Origin of the sequence: Embleya sp. NPDC020630 (genome assembly GCF_044334985.1) — a bacterium.
Classification (GTDB): Bacteria; Actinomycetota; Actinomycetes; order Streptomycetales; family Streptomycetaceae; genus Embleya.
Window position 1 is genome coordinate 454,651 of sequence record NZ_JBIRUB010000006.1, and the last position, 20,282, is coordinate 474,932.

The following is a 20,282-nucleotide window of genomic DNA, read 5'->3' on the forward strand; positions in this document are numbered from 1 at the left end:
GAGTGACCGCCCCGCCCCCGGCAGCGCGCCGGGGGCGGGGCGCGCCCGTGTCCGGGCCCGCGCCGGACGCGCCTCAGGCCCGGTCGTGTGCCCTCAGCCGGCGGCCGACCACGCCCAACGCCTCAGCCAGTACCGCCAGTTGCTCACGATCCAAGACGTCGATCAGGACCTCGCGCACCCGTGCCACATGTGCGGGCGCGGCGCCGCGCAACCGCGCGGATCCCTCGTCGGTCAGCACCGCGTAGACCCCGCGCGCCTGTTCCGGGCACGCGCGCCGGCGGACCAGGCCCAGCTTCTCCAACTGGGCGACCTGGTAGGTGATCCCGCTCTTCGAGGTGATCAGCCGGTCGGCCAGTTCGGCCATCCGCAGTTCGCCGTCGGGCGCGTCCGCCAGGTGCACCAGGATCTCGTACTGCGGGTGGGACAACCCCGCCTCGTCCTTGAGCTGGCGCTCCAGCGCCCGGTCCACCCGGTGGCCGGCCTCGACGAAGCTCGTCCACGCGGCCATCTCCAGGTCGTCCAGCCAACGCGGTTCGCTCATGCGGCAAACCCTACCCAGCTTGTCGAAGCCGGGGTCGGCCTGTAGCGTCGAAGTAGTTCAAATTTGAACTGACACCGCACCTCGCGGAGCGCGCCGCCACACGCGGTGCCACCGCGTGGCGCCGCCGCATGTCCGCACGCCGCAAGATCGCCCCAGCGACCTCGCCATCGACAGGAGCACCCGCATGTACTCCCCCGCCGAGACGACCCACCGCGACCCCGATCAGGCGACCCGCATCGCGCCGGCCGGCGCGCCCGCCGGGTCGCTTCACGGCTATGACCTCGGCCTGGCCCTGCTGCGCATCGTGGTCGGCCTGACCATGGCCGCACACGGCACACAGAAGCTCTTCGGCTGGTTCGACGGCTCCGGCCTGGACGGCACCGGCCAGTTCTTCACCATGAGCGGCTACCCGTCCGGCAAGGCGATGGCGACCGTGGCCGGCCTCACCGAGACCTTCGGCGGCCTCGCCCTCGTCATCGGCCTGTGCACTCCCCTGGCCGCCGCCGGGATCGTGGGCACCATGATCAACGCCATCGCGGTCAAGTGGGACGGCGGCTTCTTCGCGCCGAAGGGCGTCGAGTACGAACTGCTGCTCACCGCGGCCGCCGCCGCGCTCGCGCTGACCGGCCCCGGCCGACTGGCCGTGGACCGCTTCCTGCCGGTCCTGCGCAGCCACCGCGTCGCGTACGGCATCGCCGCCGTCGCGGTCGGCGCGCTCACCGCCGGCGTCATCCTGATGTTGCGCGACTGAGCGCGAGCACACGAGCACGCCCCGAATCACCTGCGGCCGCCCCCGGGATCCACGGATCCCGGGGGCGGCCGCATGTCGCGCCTCCGACGTTCGGTCCGGGCACCCGGTGTTCCACATATTTTCATAGGGCACGGGGGTATTCGACCGGCGAAACGATACCCTATGGGGGTACCTTGCGGTCGAGCAGAGACCGCATGCGCGACCAAGGAGGCCCGCGATGACCGGATACGACGACGGCAAGGACGCCTACCTCGCCCGCCTCAAGAGGGTGGAAGGCCAGGTCAGAGGGCTGCATCGGATGGTGGAGTCGGATGCCTACTGCATCGACGTGCTGACCCAGGTGTCCGCCGTGACCAAGGCGCTCCAGGCCGTCGCCCTGGGGCTGCTGACCGATCACCTGGGGCACTGCGTGGTCCAGGCCGCCGGGCAGGGCGGCGACGCGGCCGACGCCAAGGTCCGCGAGGCCGCCGACGCGGTGGCCCGATTGGTGCGCTCCTGACGGGAGTTCTCCCGCACTGGCACCCCCGTTTCACAACAGGAATCCATCGTCTCGGCTTGACAACATACCCAGGGGGGGTATGTTGTAGTCGAAGCCGCCGACCGGAACACCTCCGGTGCGGCGGACCCGAGAACCAGGAGGCTTCGCCATGAGCACGACCACTTCCGTCACCTCGACCTACACCGTCACCGGCATGACCTGCGGCCACTGCGTCTCCTCGGTCAAGGCCGAGGTCGGCAAAATCGACGGCGTCACGGAGGTCGCGGTCGACCTCGCGAGCGGCAAGGTGACGGTCACCTCCGACACGGCCCCGGCCGACACGGCCGTCGCGGCGGCGATCGACGAGGCCGGCTACGAACTGGTCGCCCCGGCGGCCGAGGCCCCCGAGGCCGGCGCGAGCTGCTGCGGCAGCTGCCACTGACCCGTCGAGGGGGCGCCGCCCGACACCGGCGCCCCCTCGACGCACCACCCACGACCCCGGTCGGCCACACCACCGGGGCCCGCCGCTCCACGGCGACCACCCGCCCCACCGCCTCGAACGCGGCGTCCGACGCGGTGTCGAACGCGCCATCGAACAGGGAGAGAGCATGAACACCGCAGTCAAGGTCGGCGCGTTCGGCGCCGGCGTGGTGCTGGCCTTCGGGGCCGCCTTCGGCATCGGCCACGCGGTCGGCCCGGTCGGCTCCGATCCCGCCCCCGCACACGGCGGCCACGGCGGCGCCCAGGCGGGCCCGTCGGGCGGCGCCCGCTCCCCCGGCGCCACACCGGCCGCCGCCGAGATGCCGGGCGGCCTCCAGGTCTCCGAGCGGGGCTACACCCTGGTCGCCCCCGCCGAGCCGCTGCCGGCCGGCACCGCCACCGACTTCCGCTTCCGTGTCCTCGGCCCGGACGGGCAACCGTGGACGCGCTACGACCGGGCCCACGACAAGGACCTGCACCTGATCGTGGCCCGCCGCGACCTGTCCGGGTTCCAGCACGTACACCCCGTGCTCGGCGCCGACGGCACCTGGAGCGTGCCGCTGACCTTCGCGAACGCCGGCACGTACCGGATGTTCGCCGACTTCACACCCACCGGCGACCCCGGCGGCACACTCACCCTGGGCGCCGACGTCGTGGTGGCCGGCGACTACGCACCGGCCGCGCTGCCGGCGCCGAGTCGCACCGCCGTCGTCGACGGCTACACCGTCACCCTGGCCGGCGACCTGACCACGGCTTCCGCGCCACTCACCCTGAACGTGAGCAAGGACGGCCGCCCCGTCACCGACCTCCAGCCCTATCTCGGCGCCTACGGCCACCTGGTCGCGCTGCGCCAGGGCGACCTGGCCTACCTCCACGTGCACCCGCAGGGCGCGCCCGGCGACGGCAAGACCCCCGCGGGCCCCGGCATCGGCTTTCACGCCCAGGCCCCCAGCGCGGGCAACTACCGCCTCTACCTGGACTTCCAACACGAGGGCAGGGTCCGCACCGCCGAGTTCACCGTCACGGTGGGCGCCGCGACCACACCGACTCCGCCACCCACCCAGTCCACGCCACCCGCCCAGCCCGCCCAGCCCGAGCACGGCGAGCACGCCCACTAGGGATGCCCGACGCCACCCTCGGGCTCGGCCATGGCCGACGTTTGACGTTTTGATACCCCCCTAGGGTATAGTTCAGGCATGATCGCGGGACGGCACCGGCCGCCACCGCCCCCGGCCCCGCGACGGCCGCGCAACCACCGATCCGAACAGGAGCAGGCGATGGGTTCGACCACCGAAACCTCGACGCCACAGGACAGCGGGCAGATCGAACTGTCGATCGGCGGCATGACCTGCGCTTCGTGCGCGATGCGCATCGAGAAGCGGCTGAACAAACTCGACGGCGTGACCGCGACGGTCAACTACGCCACCGAGAAGGCGAAGGTCAGCTACGCCGGCGAGATCGCGCCGGCCGACCTGATCGCCCAGGTCGAGGCGGCCGGATACACGGCCGAACTCCCCGCCCCTCCCGTCACCGCCGGCGGCGGCGAGGCCGCGCCGGAGGCCGACCCCGAGGGTGGTCGGGTCCGGGCCCTGCGCGACCGGCTGCTGATCTCCGCCGTACTGACCGTGCCGGTGATCGCGATGGCGATGGTCCCGGCGTTCCAGTTCACCAACTGGCAGTGGTTGTCCCTCGCGCTGGCCTGGCCGGTCGTGGCCTACGGCGCGTGGCCGTTCCACAAGGCCGCCTGGACCAACCTGCGGCACGGCACCTCGACCATGGACACGCTCGTGTCCATGGGCACACTGGCCGCGCTCGCGTGGTCGGTCTACGCACTGTTCTGGGGCAGCGCCGGCGAACCCGGCATGACCCACGCGTTCTCCTTCGCCATCGAACGCAGCGACGGGGCCGGAAACATCTACCTGGAGGCCGCCGCCGGGGTGACCACCTTCATCCTGGCCGGTCGCTTCTTCGAGGCCCGCGCCAAGCGCCGCTCCGGCGCGGCGCTCAAGGCGCTGCTCGAACTCGGCGCCCGCGACGTGGCGGTGCTGCGGGACGGGCGCGAGGAGCGCATCCCGGTCGAACAGCTCGTCGTCGGCGACCTGTTCGTGGTCCGTCCCGGCGAGAAGATCGCCACCGACGGCGTGATCGAGCAGGGCACCTCGGCGGTCGACGCCTCGATGCTCACCGGCGAGTCGGTGCCCGTCGAGGTCGCTCCCGGCGACACCGTCACCGGCGCCACCGTCAACGCCGGCGGCCGGCTCGTGGTCCGGGCCACCCGGATCGGCGCCGACACCCAACTCGCCCAGATGGCCCGGCTGGTCGAGGACGCGCAGAACGGCAAGGCCCAGGTCCAGCGCCTGGCCGACAAGGTCTCCGGCATCTTCGTCCCGATCGTGATCGCCCTCGCCGCCGCCACCCTCGGCTTCTGGTGGGGCACCGGCCAGGGCATCGCCGGCGCGTTCACCGCCGCCGTCGCCGTGCTGATCATCGCCTGCCCGTGCGCCCTGGGCCTGGCCACCCCGACCGCGCTGATGGTCGGCACCGGGCGCGGCGCACAGCTGGGCATCCTGATCAAGGGCCCCGAGGTCCTTGAGTCCACCCGTCGCGTCGACACCGTCGTGCTCGACAAGACCGGCACCGTCACCACCGGCCGGATGACCCTCCTGGACGTGCACCTCGCCGCCGACGAGACCGAGGCCGAGGTGCTGCGCCTGGCCGGTGCCCTGGAAAACGCCTCCGAGCACCCCATCGCCCAGGCCGTCGCCAAGGGCGCGACCGAGCGGGTCGGCGACCTGCCGGACCCGGAGGACTTCGCCAACGTCGAGGGGCTCGGCGTGCAGGGCATCGTCGAGGGCCACGCCGTCCTGGTCGGCCGCACCCGGCTGCTGACCGAGTGGGCGCTCGACCTCCCGGCGGAGCTGGAGCGGGCCATGGCCGACGCCGAGGCGCTGGGCCGTACCGCCGTCGCGGTGGCGTGGGACGGCAAGGCCCGCGCGGTGCTGGTCGTCGCCGACGCGATCAAGCCCACCTCCGCCGAGGCCATCCGCCGCTTCCGCGAGCTGGGCCTGACCCCGATCCTGCTCACCGGCGACAACACCACGGTCGCGCACACCGTCGCCGGGCAGGTCGGCATCGATCCGGAGCACGTGTTCGCCGAGGTGATGCCCAAGGACAAGGTCGACGTGGTCACGCGTCTCCAGGAGGAGGGCCGGATCGTGGCCATGGTCGGCGACGGCGTCAACGACGCCGCCGCGCTGGCCAAGGCCGACCTCGGCCTGGCCATGGGCACCGGCACCGATGTCGCCATCGAGGCATCCGACCTCACCCTGGTGCGCGGCGACCTGCGCGCCGCCGCCGACGCCATCCGCCTCGCCCGCAAGACCCTGGGCACGATCAAGTCCAACCTGTTCTGGGCCTTCGCCTACAACGTCGCCGCCCTCCCGCTGGCCGCCTCCGGCCTGCTGAACCCGATGCTCGCCGGTGCCGCGATGGCCTTCAGCTCGGTCTTCGTGATCAGCAACAGCCTGCGGCTGCGCGGCTTCAAGGCCCTGGCCGACGACACCCACCCGACCGCGTAGTCCCGACTCGAAAGCACGAATGGTCCGCCCCTCACCAGGGGCGGACCATTCGCGTGTGCGAGCCGCCGATTCGCAGTACGTCCGGCAGGACCGTGCGCAGCGTGCGTTCGGCGTCGGCCCGCTCTTAGTGGCCGAAGTGGCCGAGTGCGGCGATCCGCGCCTCGGCGGCCCGGCGGCGGCGGGCGACGCGCGCCGGTGGTCACCCGTCCGGTCGCGACACCGCGCCGCTCCGCCCGGCGTACGACCGCAAGGTCCGCCCGACACCCATGTGGGGTGCCGGGCGGACCGTCGGGTCAGTTCGGTGCCGGAGCGGTCGCGTTGATCACCGCGAACGCGCCGCCCTGCGGGTCCGTGACCACGGCCATCCGGCCGGCCATCATGTCGAACGGCGGCTTGAGTACGTTGCCGCCGGCCCGGACCAGCGCGTCGACGACGCTGTCGGTGTCGTCGACGGAGAAGTAGGTCAGCCAGTGCGACGGCGTACCCTGCGGCAGTTGGTCGAGCCCCTGCATCCCGCCGACCACCCGCCCATCCGCACTCAGCGAGAAGTAGCCCTCGGCCCCCTCCATCGGCTCGGCCTCCAGACCGAGCGCGGCCTTGCCGAACTTCGCCGCGGCGCCCGTATCGCTGGTGTTCAGCTCGCTCCAGATCACCGAACCGGGCTCGTTGACCACCTGCGCCCCACCGAAGTCCCGCGCCTGCCACAGACCGAACACCGCGCCGGTGGGATCGGCGGCGACACACATCCGGCCCAGGGTCATCACGTCCATCGCCGGCATCATCACCTTGCCGCCGGCCTTGGTGATCTTCTCCTGGGAAGCGTCCACGTCGGCGGTGGCCAGGTAGGTGGTCCACGCCGTCGGCGGGGTCGGGCCGCCGTCGGGGGACATCGCCTTCATGATGCCCGCGACGGCCTTGCCGTTGAGCGTGCAGACCGCGTATCCACCGGTCTCCGGCGGGCCCACCTCGCCCTGCCAGCCGAACAGGTCGCGGTAGAAGTCGAGCGCGGCCTGCTGGTCGGGCACCATCAGGTCGACCCAACAGGGTGTGCCGGGCTTATAGGGGCTGGTTACCTCGGGCATGACGGAACCTCCAGAGAAGAACGACGCCCCCGTACCCGTCGTCACTCGCCATCGTGGGCAACCCACATCGGGCCACCACCGACGCGCCGGTACCCGCGGGACCACGTCCGTCAACCTCCGATCGGGCCGCGTCGCCCACCCGCCCGGCTCGGGACGGGCGCGACGCGGTCGCCGTCGTTCACCCCCGGCCGATCCGCAGCGGGTCGGGAAGGTCCGTACCGGCGGCCGGGTCGCCGAGGTCGTCTCCCCGGCCCGGTGCCCCGGCACCGCGGGCCGCGCGGACCAGCCGGCGGGTGAACGTGTGTCGAGGGTCGGTCAGGATCCGTCCGGCCGGACCCTCTTCCACCAGCCGGCCCGCGTCCAGGACCGCGATCCGGTCCGCGAGCCGGGCAGCCGCCGCCAGGTCGTGGGTGATGAACACCAGGGACAGGCCGGTACGTTCCCGGGAACGAGCGAGCAGGTCCAGCAACTCCGTCCGGGCCGCGCCGTCCAGGCCCGAGGTGATCTCGTCGCAGACCAGCACGCCGGGCCGGGCGAGCAGGGCTCGGGCCAACGCGGCACGCTGCAACTCGCCCCCGGACAGCGCGCCCGGTCGCCGCTCCGCCACGGACGCGGCCAGGCCGAGTTCGGCCAACGTGTCGAGCGCCTCCGTCCGAGCCGCGTCCGGGTGCACGCCGCGCAGCCGCACGGCAGTCCGGGCCACCTGGTCCACGACCGGCCGGCCCTCGTCGAACGAGGCCCGCGCGTCCTGGAACACGTATTGCACGGCGGACAGTTGGTCAGTAGTACGACCGCGCAGCGAGCGGGGCAACGTCGTACCGTCGAACCGGATCCGCCCCCGGTATCCACTGTGCAGGCCGGCGAGGCAGCGGCCCAGCGTCGTTTTGCCGCTGCCCGAACGGCCCACCAGGGCAAGGCATTCGCCGGGAGCCACGGACAGGCTCACCCGGTCCAGGACGGTCACCCGGCGCCGCACGCCCGCCGGGTATCCGGCCGTGAGGCCCCCGACCTCCAGCCGAACGGCGGTGCTGGGGTCGGGGCCTGCGTCTGCACCCGGCCTCGGGGGCGGAATCTCCACCGGCTCCGGCGCCGGCAGCACCCGTGCCGTCGGCCCGAACCCGACCGGCCGCCCGTGGGCCAACAGCACCACCTCGTCCGCGAGTCGGCGCACCACATCGAGGTCGTGGCTGAGCAACAACACCGCGATCCCTTCCCCGGCCAGGGCCGCCAGCCGCTCCACGACGCCCTGCTTGGTCAGCGCGTCCTGTCCCGTGGTCGGCTCGTCGGCGACCACGACCCGCGCACCGAGCAACAACGCCTGGGCCACCACGACGCGTTGCTGCTGCCCTCCGGAGAGCTGATGCGGGAAGCGCCGCACCACCTCCTCGGGTTGCTCGATCCGCGCCGCCCGCAACGCCTCGACCACCGCTGCCCGGTGCACCGCCCGGCCGCCCACGCGCGCCCGCGCCCGCGCGATGTCCCGCAACAACACGCCGACCCGACGCACCGGGTTGAGCACCGCGCCGGGATGTTGCGGAACGTACCCGACCGCTCCCCCACCCACGACCCGTACCTCGCCCGTCACCCGTGCGCCGGGCGGGACTTCGCCGAGCAGGGCCAGCGCGGTGGTGGTCTTGCCGCTGCCCGAGGGCCCCACCAGCGCGGTGATCCGCCCGGCGCGCAGCGTCAGATCCACCCCGTCCACGATCGCCCGACCACCCACCACGACCCGCAACTCGCGCACGAACGCCACGGGTTCAGCGCCGCTCATCGTCCCTCTCCCGCCCGGCCGTCGGCGTCCGCAACGCGGTGTCGAACGCCAGGTTCGTACCCATCGACAGCACCACGATCAGCGCCGCCGGCACGACCACGGCCCACGGTTGCAGGAACAGGCCGGGCCGGTTGCGGTCCACCATCACCGCCCAGTCGGCGGCGTCCGGGGCCACACCCACGCCCAGGAACGCGGCGGTGGCCACCAGGTACAGCGCACTGGCGAGCCGGGTCCCCGCGTCGGCGGCCAGCGTGCGCCGGATCGACCGCAGCGGGTAGCCGACGGTGATCCGCCACCACGACTCGCCCTGCATCCGTAGCGCCTCGACGGCGGGCCGCGCCGCCACCTCGGTGCCCGCCGCGGCCACCACCCGCGCGGCGTCCGGCATCGCCACCAGGGCAATCACCGGCACCAGTTCGGCCGGCCCCGGCCGAAACAGCGCGGCCACGAGCAGCACGATCAGCAGCGACGGTACCGCGATCAGCACGTCCAGCGGCCGCATCAGCACCTCGGCCACCCACCCGCGCCGCGCCGCCGCGGCGGCCAGCCCGAGCGGCACCGCCACCAGATAGGCCAGGACCGTCGCGGCCACCGCCACCAACACCACCGATCGCCCGCCGAGCAACACCTGCCGCCACACGTCGCGCCCGGCGAAGTCGGTGCCCAGCCAATGCCCTCCCCCGGCGCTGAACGACACCGCACGCGGCTGCACCGGCCCCGCGAACCACGGCCCGATCAACGCGAGCACCAGCGGCAGCCCGATCAACGCGAGCGCCACCGCATACCGTCGGCCGCCGCCGCCGCCCCAGCTCAATCTCCCCAAACGCGAGCTCACTACGCCGCCACCTCCATGCGCGGCGCCAGCCGCAGCGTCACGAGGTCGGCGACAAGGTTGACCGAAACGGTCACCACCCCGAACACCAGCGCCAGCCCCTGGATCACCGGGATGTCGCGCGCCGCGACCGCGTCCTCCAGTACGGTGCCGAGCCCGGGGATCACGAACAGCGCCTCCACCACGATCACGCCGCCCAGCAACCAGTCGCAGGTGCGGGCGAGTTGCTGGCTCGCGGGGGCAAGGGCGTTGGGGAGCGCATGCATCCAGCACACCCGGGCACCGGACAGGCCCTGCCGCCGCGCGTGCGCCACATACGGCGACGCCATCGCGTCGATCATGCCCGCACGCACCAGCCGGGCGATCGTGCACACCGGCCGGGACAGCAGCACCACCACCGGCAGCACCAACACGGCCGGACGGCCGAGCAGATCACCGTCGGTACCCACGGCCGTCGGCGGCAACCACCGCAGTTCCAGCGCGAACAGCGTCACCAGCAACACCCCGAGGGCGAACTCCGGAACCGCGTGCACCGCCGACGTCAGCGCGCTGATCAGCCGATCCACCGGGCCGCCCTCGCGCCGCGCGGCAAGCACCCCCAGACCCACCGACAGCGGCACCAGCAGCACGACCGTGACCCCGGCCAGTACCAGGGTCGGGCCGAACCCGTCGGCGAGCAGGTCGGCGACCGGCCGGCCCGAGACCAGCGAGGTGCCCAGGTCGCCGTGCGCCAGACGCTCGATCCAGGCGGCCAACCGTCCGCCGACCGAACGATCCAGGCCCATCGACTCCCGGATCCGCGCGATCCGCTCCGGGTCGGGCTGGTCGCCCGCCAGGGCCACCGCCGCGTCCCCCGGCAGCGCCTCGGTCAACGCGAAGATCAACACCGCCACGGCCGCGATCTGGACCGGGCCCAGCAGCAGGCGGCGTGCCGGGCGGCCACGATCCGCGCTCACCCGAGCCAGACCTTGTCGAACCGGGCCCAGTCCAGCGTATTGGCGGGCGCGTTCGTCGCCACGCCGCGCACCCGGTTCGCGGTGGCCACGATCCAGTCCGCGAAGCCCCAGATCAGGAACCCGCCCTCGTCGTGCAGTCGGCGCTGCAAACGCTCGTACAGCGCGGTGCGCAACGCCTCGTCGGGGGTGGACTGGATCTGCCGGTACAGCTCGTCGAAGTCCCGGTCCCGCCAGTGTGTGGCGTTGGTGGTGGATCCGGTCAACAGCCGCTGGGAGACGTGAGATTCGATCGGCATCGCCCCCGAGCGGTAGGACGCGAACGTGCCGGAGGTGAGGATGTCCTTCCAGTAGGTGTCCTTGTTGCCGATCCGCACCTGGACGGTGACCCCGGCCTTTGCCGCCTGTTCCTTGAATATCCCGGCGGCCTCGACGAATCCGGTGGCGGCGGGCGCGGTATCCAGGGTGACGGTCAGGCCCTCGGAGCCGGCCTCGCGCAGCAGCGCGCGGGCTCGGGCAAGGTCCTGGGTGCGCTGCGGCAGGCTCGCCGCGTAGTAGCGATATCCCTTGCCGAACAGGTCGTTGCCCACCTCCCCGGCGCCCGACAGTGCCCCGTCGACGAGTTCCCGACGGTCGGCGATCAGGCAGAACGCCTGTCGGACCCGCCGGTCGTCGAACGGCGGCCGATCGGTCTTCATCACGAAGCCCTGCATCGCGCTGTTCCGCAACCGCATCACGCTGATCCGGCCCCGGCCCTCGTGCACCCGCGCGGTGGCCGGATTCAACTCGTGCGCGTACTCGACCTGCCCGCCGAGCAGCGCGTTGGTCCGCGCCGATTCCTCGCCCGCGATCACGAACTCCAGTTCGTCCAGGTGCGGACCGCCGTCCCAGTATCCGTCGTTGCGCCGCAGCAGCAGCGAACTCCCGGGCTTGAACGACCCGAACACGAATGGCCCCGATCCCACCGGCCGCTCGAAGGAGTCCGCACCGGCCGGCACGATGTAGGCGCCGAACGCCGCGAGTACGTTGGGGAATTCGGCGTAGGGCAGCTTGAGCCGGAACTCCACCGTGGCGGGGTCGATCACCCGACTCGCGGCCTGGTCGATCGACTCCAGCGCGGCCTTGGCCCGGAACGCCCGTGCGGGGTCGGCGATCCGGCGGAAGCTGTACAGCACGTCCTCGGCGGTCACGGGCCGGCCGTCGTGGAAGGTCGCCGGGCGCAGCCGTACCCGCCACGTGTCCAGCGTCGCGTTCGGCTCCCACCCGGCGGCGAGCCGGGGTACCGGGGCCAGGTCCGCGCCGTAGTCGGCGAGCTTGTCGAACAGGGCCTTGGCCCGGGCCACGTCGACGAACAGATTGGCCAGGTGCGGATCCAGCGTCTCGTTGGCACCGCCGCCCGGGAAGGCCGCCCTCAACCGCCCGCCGCGCCTGGGCGTTCCCTCGCCCGGTGTAGCGGCACGCGGCCCGGGCTCGGCCGTGCCGCCGGCGCAGCCCACCGCCAGGGTCAGCGCGGCAATGCTCCCGGCGGTCAGGAAGGCCCGGCGGGAGGTACCGGCGCGGGATGCGCCGGGGGGTATGCGGGGGTGGATCCGGCTCATGGGTCGTTCTCTCCGTGTCGGCGGTGGTGGTGGGCGAGGTGATGCCGGGTCAGCGGCGGCGGGCGACCACGTGCAGGCGGTCGCCGTGCCCGGTCGCGGCGGGCGGGGCGCCGTCGACCCAGGGCGGGTCGGTACGCGGTCCCGGGCGGTCGTACAGGTCGAGCACATCGAAGCCGGCGACGTCGAGGAAGTAGTCCAGCTCGCGGGGGAACAGCAGTCGCCACGCGGAGAGCTGCACCCGGGCCGGCGCTCCGTCGTCCGACGTCCATTCCCGGCGTCGGCGCAGCAGTTGGGCGCCGTGGTCGACCCACAGGGTGGTGCGCGAGGTGTAGGTGACCCCGGCGCGCACGACGGTGTCGGTACGGGGTTCGGTTTCGGGCCGGGAGCCCTCGGCACCCTGCAGGAAATAGGCGCCGTTGCGCAGTTCGGCCACGAACAGCCCGCCGGGCACGAGGTGTTCTCGACAACGATCGAGGAACGCCGCGAGCTCGGCGTTCTCGTGGCAGTACAGCAGCGCGCTGTCCAGGCAGACCACAGCGTCGAAGACGCGCCCGAGGTCGAAGTCGCGCATGTCGGCGAGGCGGTAGTCCGGCCCGGGGTGGTGGGTGCGGGCGTGGCGCACCATCGCCGCCGAGGTGTCGATGCCGACCACCTCGCGGGCGGCGTGCGCGTGCAACCAGGCCGCGTCCCGCCCGGTGCCGCACCCCACGTCCAGCACGCGCGGCCCGCCGCCGTGGCGCCGCAGGGTCGCGTCGGTCCAGCGGGCGGCGAGCCGGCCGGGGTCGGGGAAGCGGCGTTCGTAGAGTTCGGGGGTATCGGTCAGGAGATTGCGGGTACTCACGTCGGTTCGCTCTCGGCTTCGTACGGGTCGCGGACGCTCATCGGGGCGGTTTCTCGGCCGCACGGCGGTAACAGGAGCTCATTGCGGCAAGCTCTCGGCCGCGCAGGTGGCACGGGTGCTCGTCGCGGCAAGCTCGCGGCCAGGCGACCGGCACGGGTGCTCATCGGGACTCGCTCTCGGCCCTGGGGTGGTCGGGAGTACGCGCCGGCTCGACCGCGCCGGTTCCGGGCGCGGTCGGCGGCAGCGTCCCGCCCCGGCGCAGCCACCCCACCGCCGATGCCGCGACCAGGCCGAGGAGCGCGCAGCAGGCCCACGGCAACCACGCCCGGCCACCGTCCGAACCCGCGTCCATCGCCCAGCCGATCCCGGCGTTGCCGGCCGCCGCCGCGATGCCCGACGCCGCGTAGAACAGCCCGAAGCAGGTGCCGGTCAATCGGTCCGGGCCGAAGGCGGGGACCAGTTCGAGCACGAACGGCTGGGCGATCATCACGCCCAGATGCAGCAGCAGGGCGGCGGCGATCAGCGGCACCATCCGCACCACCGCGTCCCCGGTCCCGTCCGGGCCGGCGCCGCCGGCGACCACCATCGGGGGCAGAAAGGCCATCCCCGTCACGGCCGTTCCGATCGTGATCCACCGGGCTCGGTCGCCGCGCGTCTGGAGGAGGCGGGTGATCCGCAGTTGCAGCAGCAGGTTGGCGACCGTCCCGGTGAGGAACAGCAGCCCGACGGCGGCCTCCTGGCCGGTCGCGTGCCGAACGCCGTCCGGGAGCAGCAGATACAGCTGTGTCTCCAGTCCGTACAGCCCGGCCATCGCGATAGAGAACGCCACGAAGGCGCGGTTGCCCAGGACTTCGCGCCAGTCGGCCACCACCGAACGCTCCGGCGCGGGCACCGGGCGCGCCGGCAGGACGAGCGCCTGGGCGATCGTCAGCGCCGCGAACAGCACGGCCGCGGTGAGCGCGGCGGCGGTGAAGTCGACCAGGAGCAGCAGGCTGCCGAGCAGCGGGCCGAGCAGGGCGCCGGTGGTGGCGAAGACGTTGAACAGGGCGAACGCCTCGGCCCGGCGCGGCCCCGCCTCGCGGGCGAGGTAGGTGCGCACCGCGGGGTTGAACAGCGCCCCGGCCAGTCCGCTGAGCAGCGCGGCGGCAAGCAGCACGGGGAGTCCGTCGCCCAGCGCGAACAGCGCGAACCCCACGGTGCGCAGCGCACAACCGGCGATGATCACGCCGCGTGCGCCGAGCCGATCGGCGGCGGAGCCGCCGAGGATGAACAGTCCCTGTTGCGCGAGGTTGCGCACGCCCAGGACGATGCCGACGACGGCGGCGGACATCCCCAGGTCGTCGGTGAGGTGGGTGGCCAGATACGGGATCAGCAGGTAGAAGCCGGTGTTCACGCCGAGCTGGTTGACCAGCAACAACCTTACCGCCAGCGGGAATTCGGCCATCGCGCGAAGTGTCCTCATCGGTCGGCCCCGATCGTGCGCCGCACACCCAGCCCGGGCGCGTGTCCGGCTGCGCGCACCGTGCCGTCGATACCGCCGATGCCGGTCCACGGATCGTGGGCGAGCAGCAGATGCCCGTCCAGGTCGACCCAGCGGGCCCGGTCGACGAGGTGTACGGCGGGCGCGATGCCGAGCGAGCTGCCGGTCAGACAGCCGAACATGACCTCGGTACCGCTGCCGCGCAGGTCCTCGAGGATCCGCGACGCCACACGCGGACCGCCACATTCGGCGAGTTTGAGGTTGACCCCGGAAATCCGTCCGGCCAGCCGCAGCACATCCTCGCGGGTGACCGCGTCCTCGTCGGCGATCACCGGAATCGGCGCGTGCCGAGCGATCCGCGCCAGCACATCGGGTCGCCCGGCCGCGATCGGCTGTTCCACCGCCTCCACCCCGAGAAGGGCGAATCGCGGCAGCAGCTCCATGGTCTGCGCCTCGCTCCACGCGCCGTTGGGATCGAGCAGCAGCCGGGCGTTTGGCACCGCGTCGCGCACGGCCGAGATCCGGGCCAGATCGTGCGCCGGATCGGGCGCACCGGCCTTAACCTTGAGCACGGTGAACCCGAGCCCGGCCCACCGCGTCGCCGCACCGGCAGCGTGCTCGATGCCACCGAGCCCGATGGTCCGCGCGGTCATCGCCGCGGGCGCCCGTTCGGCGCCGAGCAGCCGGTGTACGGGCTGCCCGGCGCGCTTGCCCACCAGGTCGAGCAACGCCGCGTCGAGCGCGGCCCGCACCCCGAGCGGCAGCCCGCCCGGTCCGGTGCCGGCCAACTCCCCCGAAGCGCTCTCCGGTTCGCCGAACCGCCCCAGCCACGGCCGGGCCACCCGCGCCAGGGCCGCCCCGATGTCATCGGCCGACAGTCCCAGCCGAGTGCTGCCCAATGCCTCACCCCACCCGCGCACCCCCTCGTGCTCGACACACACCCAGACGGCATCCCGCCCGGTCATCACCGACCGCGAGATGCGCAACGGCTCACCCAGTTCGAGCCGGGTGGTCTGCCACGTGAGCCTCATGCGGACCCCGTTATGGATGCCTCGGGCATCCCCGCGACGCGGGGCGGGGGCGTGGCGGCCGACGCGGGCGTGTCTTCCCGCGCCGACGACCCCGGGCCGCCCGGCGTGCGCGCGACCGTGCGACAGCGCGCCCAGCCGCCGACCTCGACGATCCCGGGGTCCAGGATCTCGACCGGGTGGGTGGGCACGTGGGCACCGTCCAGGCCGTGCGCGGCGCAGAAGGCGTCGTCGTAGACCGTGCCGAGGTACCGGTGCGGGCCGTCCGGAAAGATGGTGGCCACGGTCGTACCGGAGTGCACCCGGGCCGCCCACGCGGCGACCAGGGCCACCGCGCCGGTACTCCAGCCGCCGCTGACGAAGCTGCCCCGGGCCAGCCGGCGGCACGCGTCGACGGCGGCGGCCGGGCCGACCCAGTGCACCTCGTCGAACGCGTGGTGGGCGACGTTGCGCGGCCGGATGCTGCTGCCGAGCCCGCGCATCAGGCGTGGCCGGGCGGGCTGGCCGAAAATGGTCGAGCCGACCGAGTCGACGCCGATCACGGTCAGCGCCGGCCAGCGCCGGCGCAGCGGCCCGATCAGCCCGGCGCTGTGCCCGCCGGTGCCCACGCTGCACACCAGGATGTCCACGTGGTCGAGCTGGTCGGCGAGTTCGGCCGCCATCGACGCGTAGCCCGCCGGGTTGTCGGGGTTGTTGTACTGGTCCGGCCAATAGGCGCCGGGGGTGCCGCGCAGGATCTCACGCAGCCGGTCGATCCGGGCCGCCTGCCAGCCGCCGACCGCCGACGGATGCTCCACCAGATCCAATTCGGCGCCGTGCGCGCGCAACAACTGCCTCATGGACGGCTCGAGTTCGCGATCGCCGACGAGCCGGACCGGATGGCCGAGCGCCTGTCCGGCGAAGGCCAGACCGATGCCCAGCGTGCCCGAGGTGGACTCGACCACGAGCGCGCCCGGGCGCAGTTCGCCGCGCCGGCGGGCGCCGCGCAACATCGATACGGCGGCGCGCGCCTTCATGCCGCCCGCGCTCAGGTATTCGAGCTTGGCCCAGAAGCCCGGATGCGGGCAGGGCAGTTCGGTGCCGACGCGGACCACGGGGGTGCGGCCGAGCAGGGCCAGCAGGTCGGGATTGCCACCCGTCGAACCGGCGGCGCGCGGGAGCGGGACGGTATTCACGCGGCACCTCCCGATCGGTGCGCCGCGCTCGCACCTTCGGGCCGGTGCGCCGCGCTCGTACTTTCGGGCCCGTGCGCGGCACTCGGGTCTGCGAGCCGGTACGCCGTACTCGGCCCGCCGTAGTGGTAGACCACACCGGGCCCGCCGTCCAGCCAGAAGAACGGATAGGGCTCGGCGCACACCGCGCTCACCCCCGCGCCCACGAAGTGCGGCAGGATCGCGCTGCCGGTCTGGGCGAACATCACCAGCGGCTTGCCGGTGCTCGCCGCGTGTGCGCGCAGCGGCTCGAAGGTGTCGTTGCCCAGCGTCATGCCGGAGGCCAGGATCGCGTCGCAGCGGTCCAGTTCGGCCTCGGCGTCGCGGCGGATCGGCTCGCCCCATTCGGTGCGCCCGCCCTCGAAGTCGCACGGCACGCAGCCGATCCCGAGCGTACGCAGCCGCTCCAACAGCGAGTTGACCACGCCCACGACCAGCACCGTGCGTACCCGCTCCACGGGCAGCAGGTCGACCACGGCACGGGCCCGGGCCCGTGACTTGGTCAGCGAACTCCCGGCCGGCAGCGGATACGACCGGGCACCGTGCTCGGAGCCATGCGGCCGGGCCCGCATCAGGTAGGCATCCAGCGCCGCGATCCGGACCGGCGCGAGTGGATGCGCCAGCAGGTCGGCGACGCGGGCCCCGACACAGGCGTCGACGGTGTCGGCGGGCAGCGCGCCCGGCTCGGCGGCACACGAGCCGACCGCCGCGCCCAATCGCACGCTCAGCACCTCGTTGCGGTAGCCGGTGGTGCGTTCCGCGTGCCGGACGGCCTGCACGGTGCGGAAGGCGGTGCTCACCCGCTCCTGGTTCGGGTCGGCCCCGAACTCCCCGGCGCGGACCCGGACGAGCAGATCGTCGAGGGTGCCCGGGGGCTTGGGCACCGATCGCGGCCGGCTCACCCGGTCACCGCCGACACGGCCCCGTAGCGGGGGCGCAGCCGACCCAGCATGCGCTCGGCCGACTCCCGCGCGCCGGCGCCCCGGGAGGCGGTCAGCACGTGGCCCAGATACTCGTTGTTGCTGGTCGCGGCCCTTACCGCCCGCCCCGGTTCGGCCAGGGTCAGCTCGACCACGCCCGGCTCGCCGCGTACCGCGTCGGCGCCGTCGATGCCGGCGAGCGTGCCCGTCCCGTCGGCCGACAGGTCGCGTTCGTCCGGCAGCAGCAGGCCGATGGCCGCACTGCGCACACCGGTCTCCCGCACCGTGAGGTCGGGACGCCGGCCGAGCGCGACATCGACACAGGCCACGACCAGGTCGACGCCGGTGACATGCCGGACCAGTTCGGTGATGCGATTGCCCGCCGGCCTGGGGTTGACCTCGATCGTGCGCGGCCCGTCGGGCGTGAGCCGGATCTCGGTGTGCGCCACGACATGGTCCAGGCCCAGCGCCTCGACCGCGCGTACGGCGGTGTCCGCGGCGGCCCGCGTACGGTCCGGATCGAGTGCGGCCGGGAACATGTGTCCGGTCTCGACGAACGTCGGTTCGGCGCCCAGGCTCTTGTCGGTGACGCCGACGACATGGGTGTGCCCCGCCTGGGTGACCGTCTCGACACTGACCTCGGGCCCGGTGAGGTATTCCTCGATCAGCACCACCGGGGCCCGGCGCTGTCCGCGCGCGTTCACCGTGAGGTCCGTGATCGCCCGCTGTGCGCGGGCCAGTTCGACCTCGTCGTGGACGACACGCACCAACATCCCGGCGCACAGGTCCACCGGCTTGACCACGACGGGATAGCCGATCTCGCGCGCCGCCCCACGCGCCCGCGCCCGGTCCGCGCACAGCGCGAAGCGCGGGCCGGGCACGCCCGCCTCGGCCAGGCGCAGGCGGGTCAGATCCTTGCGGCAGGCCGCCTCCACCGCGTCCGGCGCGGGAGCGGGCAGGCCGAGCCGGGCGGCGATCCGCGCGGTGGCCGGCAGGTAGTAGTCGCACGCGGACAACACCCCGTCGAACGCGAACACCTCGTGCAGCCGTTCGACCGCGGCCGGCAGTTCCACCGCGTCGTTGGTCTCGGTCGTGACGATGTTGCGCGCGGACAGCAGCGGATGCGGCGCCGCGCCGGGCGTCGCACGCAGGTAGTGGTGCAGGTCCCGGGTGAGGAACGTGAACTCGTGTCCGGCCTCGTGGATCGCCCGGGGCAACAACCCGCTCATCGCCCCGACCCAGCTTTCTACAACCAACAGATGACCCACCGAACTCCCTCTCCGACCGCGGCGACGGCTCTCTCGCAGAGCATCGATCCGCCGTGACCGTATCGGGAATGGTTTTCATTTTCAATACAACATCAACGAGAGTCGGCGTCCGTACCCGCCGACACCCACCCGCGCCGGCCCGCCACCGCGCCGCCACCGCCCCGAAACCACATCCGAACCGCGCCCGACACCACATCGGCACTGCCGAATCCGGGCCTCGACGCCGCCCCGAAACCCCCGAACCCCGTTTCCCATGTCACAACCCGTCCGCAACACCGCACACAGAGCGGCCGATCCAAGCTTTCTTCGGGCAATTCCGCACGCGGAAACGTGTTTTGGTGCATGTCACGCGCGGAACGGGCGATCATGGACCCAGCGCGGGTGGGATGCCCCCGCCCGCCGAAGGGGATCAACGTGCTCCGGTCCGCCGGATCGCGACTGCCCCGACCCGATTGCCGAACCACGAAAAGGAGTCGCCGGATGGTCGCATCGTCGGTTGACGAACTGAGAGTTGCATTGGAAAAGGAGGCCACGGAACTGGCCGGGCAACGGGACCGGCTGCAAGATGAACTGGCCGTGGTCGAGGCCCAGTTGGCCGCTCGACTGAGCGCGGTGGAGCAACTGGCACTGATTCGCCCGCTGACCGCGTCGGCGTCGGCCCCGGCCGAGGAGGCCGCGGCGGAGCCGGTCGCCGAGACCGAGGTCGCCCCGGCGCCCGAGGCCGAATCCGCGCCCGAGGACGAACCCGCCGTGGAGACCGCGCCCGAGGCCGAGGCCACCGCCTCGCCCGAGCCGGTCGTCGAGGCCACGCCCGAACCGGCCGCTCCGGAGACCCCGGCGGCGACCGTTCCGGCCCCGCGTCGCAAGAAGCAGGCGGTCGCGGCGGTGGCGGAGCAGACGCGGATACAGTCCGCCTCCGCCCGCAAGGCTCCGGCCGGCAAGCCTGCGGCCAGGAAGTCCACCCGCACCAAGGCCGGCGCCGCGGCGAAGGCAACCGCCGCCAAGCCGGCCACCGCCAAGCCGAGCGCCACCAAGCGGACCACCACCAAGGCGGGCACCGCGACCAAGGCCGCCAAGGCGACCTCGGCCGCCAAGGCCAAGGCCACGGAAGCGCCCGCACCCGCGGCGGCGCCGGCGGCCCGTCCGGTCCGTTCCCACCTGCGCGACGAGATCGCCGCGCTGTTGGCGGGCACCGGCGAGCCGATGAACGTGCGTCAGCTCACCGAGGCCCTGGGCGAGGTCGCCACCAAGAGCCGCATGGAGAGCGTGCGCACCTCGACCGAGGGTCTGGTCAAGGCCGGACGCGCGGTCAAGACCGGTCGCGGCCTGTTCACCGGCCCCGCGGCCTGAACCACCCCGGGTCCGCCCGGTTCTCCGGACGATCGCCGGCTCGACGACCCACCTCGGCACCACCGGGGCCACGTCGAGCCGGCGGTCTCCGTCCCGGCCGAACACCTACCCACCAACGGA

At 73.1% G+C, this 20,282-nt stretch carries 18 protein-coding genes; 6 read left to right on the forward strand and 12 right to left on the reverse strand.

The window, feature by feature from the left end:
• Positions 1-73: 73 nt before the first annotated feature.
• The gene (locus ACH4XV_RS23445; RefSeq protein ID WP_126638644.1) at positions 74-541 is read right to left on the reverse strand and encodes a MarR family winged helix-turn-helix transcriptional regulator; all 468 of its coding nucleotides are present in this window, start codon (positions 539-541) and stop codon (positions 74-76) included.
• Positions 542-725: 184 nt separating this feature from the next.
• On the opposite strand from ACH4XV_RS23445, the gene ACH4XV_RS23450 reads away from it, so the two are divergent.
• From ACH4XV_RS23450 to ACH4XV_RS23470, 5 genes are all read left to right on the forward strand, one after another.
• A complete protein-coding gene (locus ACH4XV_RS23450) occupies positions 726-1,292 on the forward strand; it encodes a DoxX family protein (protein ID WP_395792784.1) in 567 nt (188 codons plus the stop codon).
• Between the two features lie 217 nt (positions 1,293-1,509).
• Positions 1,510-1,791: a metal-sensitive transcriptional regulator gene (locus ACH4XV_RS23455; protein WP_078981450.1), complete on the forward strand. Its 282-nt coding sequence runs from the start codon at positions 1,510-1,512 to the stop codon at positions 1,789-1,791.
• Between the two features lie 148 nt (positions 1,792-1,939).
• Positions 1,940-2,212: a heavy-metal-associated domain-containing protein gene (locus ACH4XV_RS23460; protein ID WP_395792786.1), complete on the forward strand. Its 273-nt coding sequence runs from the start codon at positions 1,940-1,942 to the stop codon at positions 2,210-2,212.
• Between the two features lie 166 nt (positions 2,213-2,378).
• On the forward strand, positions 2,379-3,368 hold the full coding sequence (locus tag ACH4XV_RS23465) for a hypothetical protein (RefSeq protein WP_395792788.1): 990 nt from the start codon (positions 2,379-2,381) through the stop codon (positions 3,366-3,368).
• 159 nt (positions 3,369-3,527) lie between these two features.
• Complete coding sequence (locus tag ACH4XV_RS23470) at positions 3,528-5,828, forward strand: heavy metal translocating P-type ATPase (RefSeq protein WP_395792790.1); 2,301 nt, start codon at positions 3,528-3,530, stop codon at positions 5,826-5,828.
• Between the two features lie 293 nt (positions 5,829-6,121).
• On the opposite strand, the gene ACH4XV_RS23475 is transcribed toward ACH4XV_RS23470, so the two are convergent.
• The 11 genes from ACH4XV_RS23475 to ACH4XV_RS23525 all read right to left on the reverse strand — a co-directional run bounded on the left by ACH4XV_RS23475 (position 6,122) and on the right by ACH4XV_RS23525 (position 18,812).
• A complete protein-coding gene (locus ACH4XV_RS23475) occupies positions 6,122-6,910 on the reverse strand; it encodes a VOC family protein (protein ID WP_395792792.1) in 789 nt (262 codons plus the stop codon).
• A gap of 178 nt (positions 6,911-7,088) precedes the next feature.
• On the reverse strand, positions 7,089-8,681 hold the full coding sequence (locus ACH4XV_RS23480; protein ID WP_395792794.1) for an ABC transporter ATP-binding protein: 1,593 nt from the start codon (positions 8,679-8,681) through the stop codon (positions 7,089-7,091).
• Positions 8,668-9,495 carry an ABC transporter permease gene (locus ACH4XV_RS23485; RefSeq protein WP_395792954.1) on the reverse strand — a complete coding sequence of 276 codons (828 nt, stop codon included), beginning with the start codon at positions 9,493-9,495 and terminating at the stop codon, positions 8,668-8,670. Before ACH4XV_RS23485 ends, ACH4XV_RS23480 begins: the two co-directional genes overlap by 14 nt.
• A gap of 20 nt (positions 9,496-9,515) precedes the next feature.
• A complete protein-coding gene (locus ACH4XV_RS23490; protein WP_395792796.1) occupies positions 9,516-10,469 on the reverse strand; it encodes an ABC transporter permease in 954 nt (317 codons plus the stop codon).
• Entirely contained in the window at positions 10,466-12,064 is a 1,599-nt protein-coding gene (locus tag ACH4XV_RS23495) for an ABC transporter substrate-binding protein (RefSeq protein ID WP_395792798.1), read from the reverse strand. Before ACH4XV_RS23495 ends, ACH4XV_RS23490 begins: the two co-directional genes overlap by 4 nt.
• Before the next feature lie 49 nt (positions 12,065-12,113).
• On the reverse strand, positions 12,114-12,905 hold the full coding sequence (locus ACH4XV_RS23500; protein WP_395792800.1) for a class I SAM-dependent methyltransferase: 792 nt from the start codon (positions 12,903-12,905) through the stop codon (positions 12,114-12,116).
• A gap of 160 nt (positions 12,906-13,065) precedes the next feature.
• Positions 13,066-14,367, reverse strand: a complete 1,302-nt coding sequence (locus ACH4XV_RS23505; RefSeq protein ID WP_395792802.1) for an MFS transporter — start codon at positions 14,365-14,367, stop codon at positions 13,066-13,068.
• Positions 14,364-15,416: an enolase C-terminal domain-like protein gene (locus ACH4XV_RS23510; protein ID WP_395792804.1), complete on the reverse strand. Its 1,053-nt coding sequence runs from the start codon at positions 15,414-15,416 to the stop codon at positions 14,364-14,366. The genes ACH4XV_RS23505 and ACH4XV_RS23510 overlap by 4 nt, the downstream gene beginning before the upstream one ends.
• On the reverse strand, positions 15,413-16,588 hold the full coding sequence (locus ACH4XV_RS23515; protein WP_395792806.1) for a PLP-dependent cysteine synthase family protein: 1,176 nt from the start codon (positions 16,586-16,588) through the stop codon (positions 15,413-15,415). The genes ACH4XV_RS23510 and ACH4XV_RS23515 overlap by 4 nt, the downstream gene beginning before the upstream one ends.
• Positions 16,585-17,526 carry a Rossmann-like domain-containing protein gene (locus ACH4XV_RS23520; RefSeq protein WP_395792808.1) on the reverse strand — a complete coding sequence of 314 codons (942 nt, stop codon included), beginning with the start codon at positions 17,524-17,526 and terminating at the stop codon, positions 16,585-16,587. The genes ACH4XV_RS23515 and ACH4XV_RS23520 overlap by 4 nt, the downstream gene beginning before the upstream one ends.
• Positions 17,523-18,812, reverse strand: a complete 1,290-nt coding sequence (locus tag ACH4XV_RS23525; protein ID WP_395792810.1) for an ATP-grasp domain-containing protein — start codon at positions 18,810-18,812, stop codon at positions 17,523-17,525. The genes ACH4XV_RS23520 and ACH4XV_RS23525 overlap by 4 nt, the downstream gene beginning before the upstream one ends.
• Positions 18,813-19,292: 480 nt before the next feature.
• Between ACH4XV_RS23525 and ACH4XV_RS23530 the strand changes: the two genes are divergently transcribed.
• Positions 19,293-20,162: a hypothetical protein gene (locus ACH4XV_RS23530; RefSeq protein ID WP_395792812.1), complete on the forward strand. Its 870-nt coding sequence runs from the start codon at positions 19,293-19,295 to the stop codon at positions 20,160-20,162.
• Positions 20,163-20,282 lie beyond the last annotated feature (120 nt).

Coding starts and splice junctions, on each gene's coding strand:
- ACH4XV_RS23480 (WP_395792794.1), bottom strand. CDS start 8,681: ATGAGCGGCGCTGAACCCGTGGCGTTCGTGCGCGAGTTGCGGGTCGTG.
- ACH4XV_RS23475 (WP_395792792.1), bottom strand. CDS start 6,910: ATGCCCGAGGTAACCAGCCCCTATAAGCCCGGCACACCCTGTTGGGTC.
- ACH4XV_RS23445 (WP_126638644.1), bottom strand. CDS start 541: ATGAGCGAACCGCGTTGGCTGGACGACCTGGAGATGGCCGCGTGGACG.
- ACH4XV_RS23460 (WP_395792786.1), top strand. CDS start 1,940: ATGAGCACGACCACTTCCGTCACCTCGACCTACACCGTCACCGGCATG.
- ACH4XV_RS23455 (WP_078981450.1), top strand. CDS start 1,510: ATGACCGGATACGACGACGGCAAGGACGCCTACCTCGCCCGCCTCAAG.
- ACH4XV_RS23495 (WP_395792798.1), bottom strand. CDS start 12,064: ATGAGCCGGATCCACCCCCGCATACCCCCCGGCGCATCCCGCGCCGGT.
- ACH4XV_RS23510 (WP_395792804.1), bottom strand. CDS start 15,416: ATGAGGCTCACGTGGCAGACCACCCGGCTCGAACTGGGTGAGCCGTTG.
- ACH4XV_RS23530 (WP_395792812.1), top strand. CDS start 19,293: ATGGTCGCATCGTCGGTTGACGAACTGAGAGTTGCATTGGAAAAGGAG.
- ACH4XV_RS23470 (WP_395792790.1), top strand. CDS start 3,528: ATGGGTTCGACCACCGAAACCTCGACGCCACAGGACAGCGGGCAGATC.
- ACH4XV_RS23465 (WP_395792788.1), top strand. CDS start 2,379: ATGAACACCGCAGTCAAGGTCGGCGCGTTCGGCGCCGGCGTGGTGCTG.
- ACH4XV_RS23450 (WP_395792784.1), top strand. CDS start 726: ATGTACTCCCCCGCCGAGACGACCCACCGCGACCCCGATCAGGCGACC.
- ACH4XV_RS23505 (WP_395792802.1), bottom strand. CDS start 14,367: ATGAGGACACTTCGCGCGATGGCCGAATTCCCGCTGGCGGTAAGGTTG.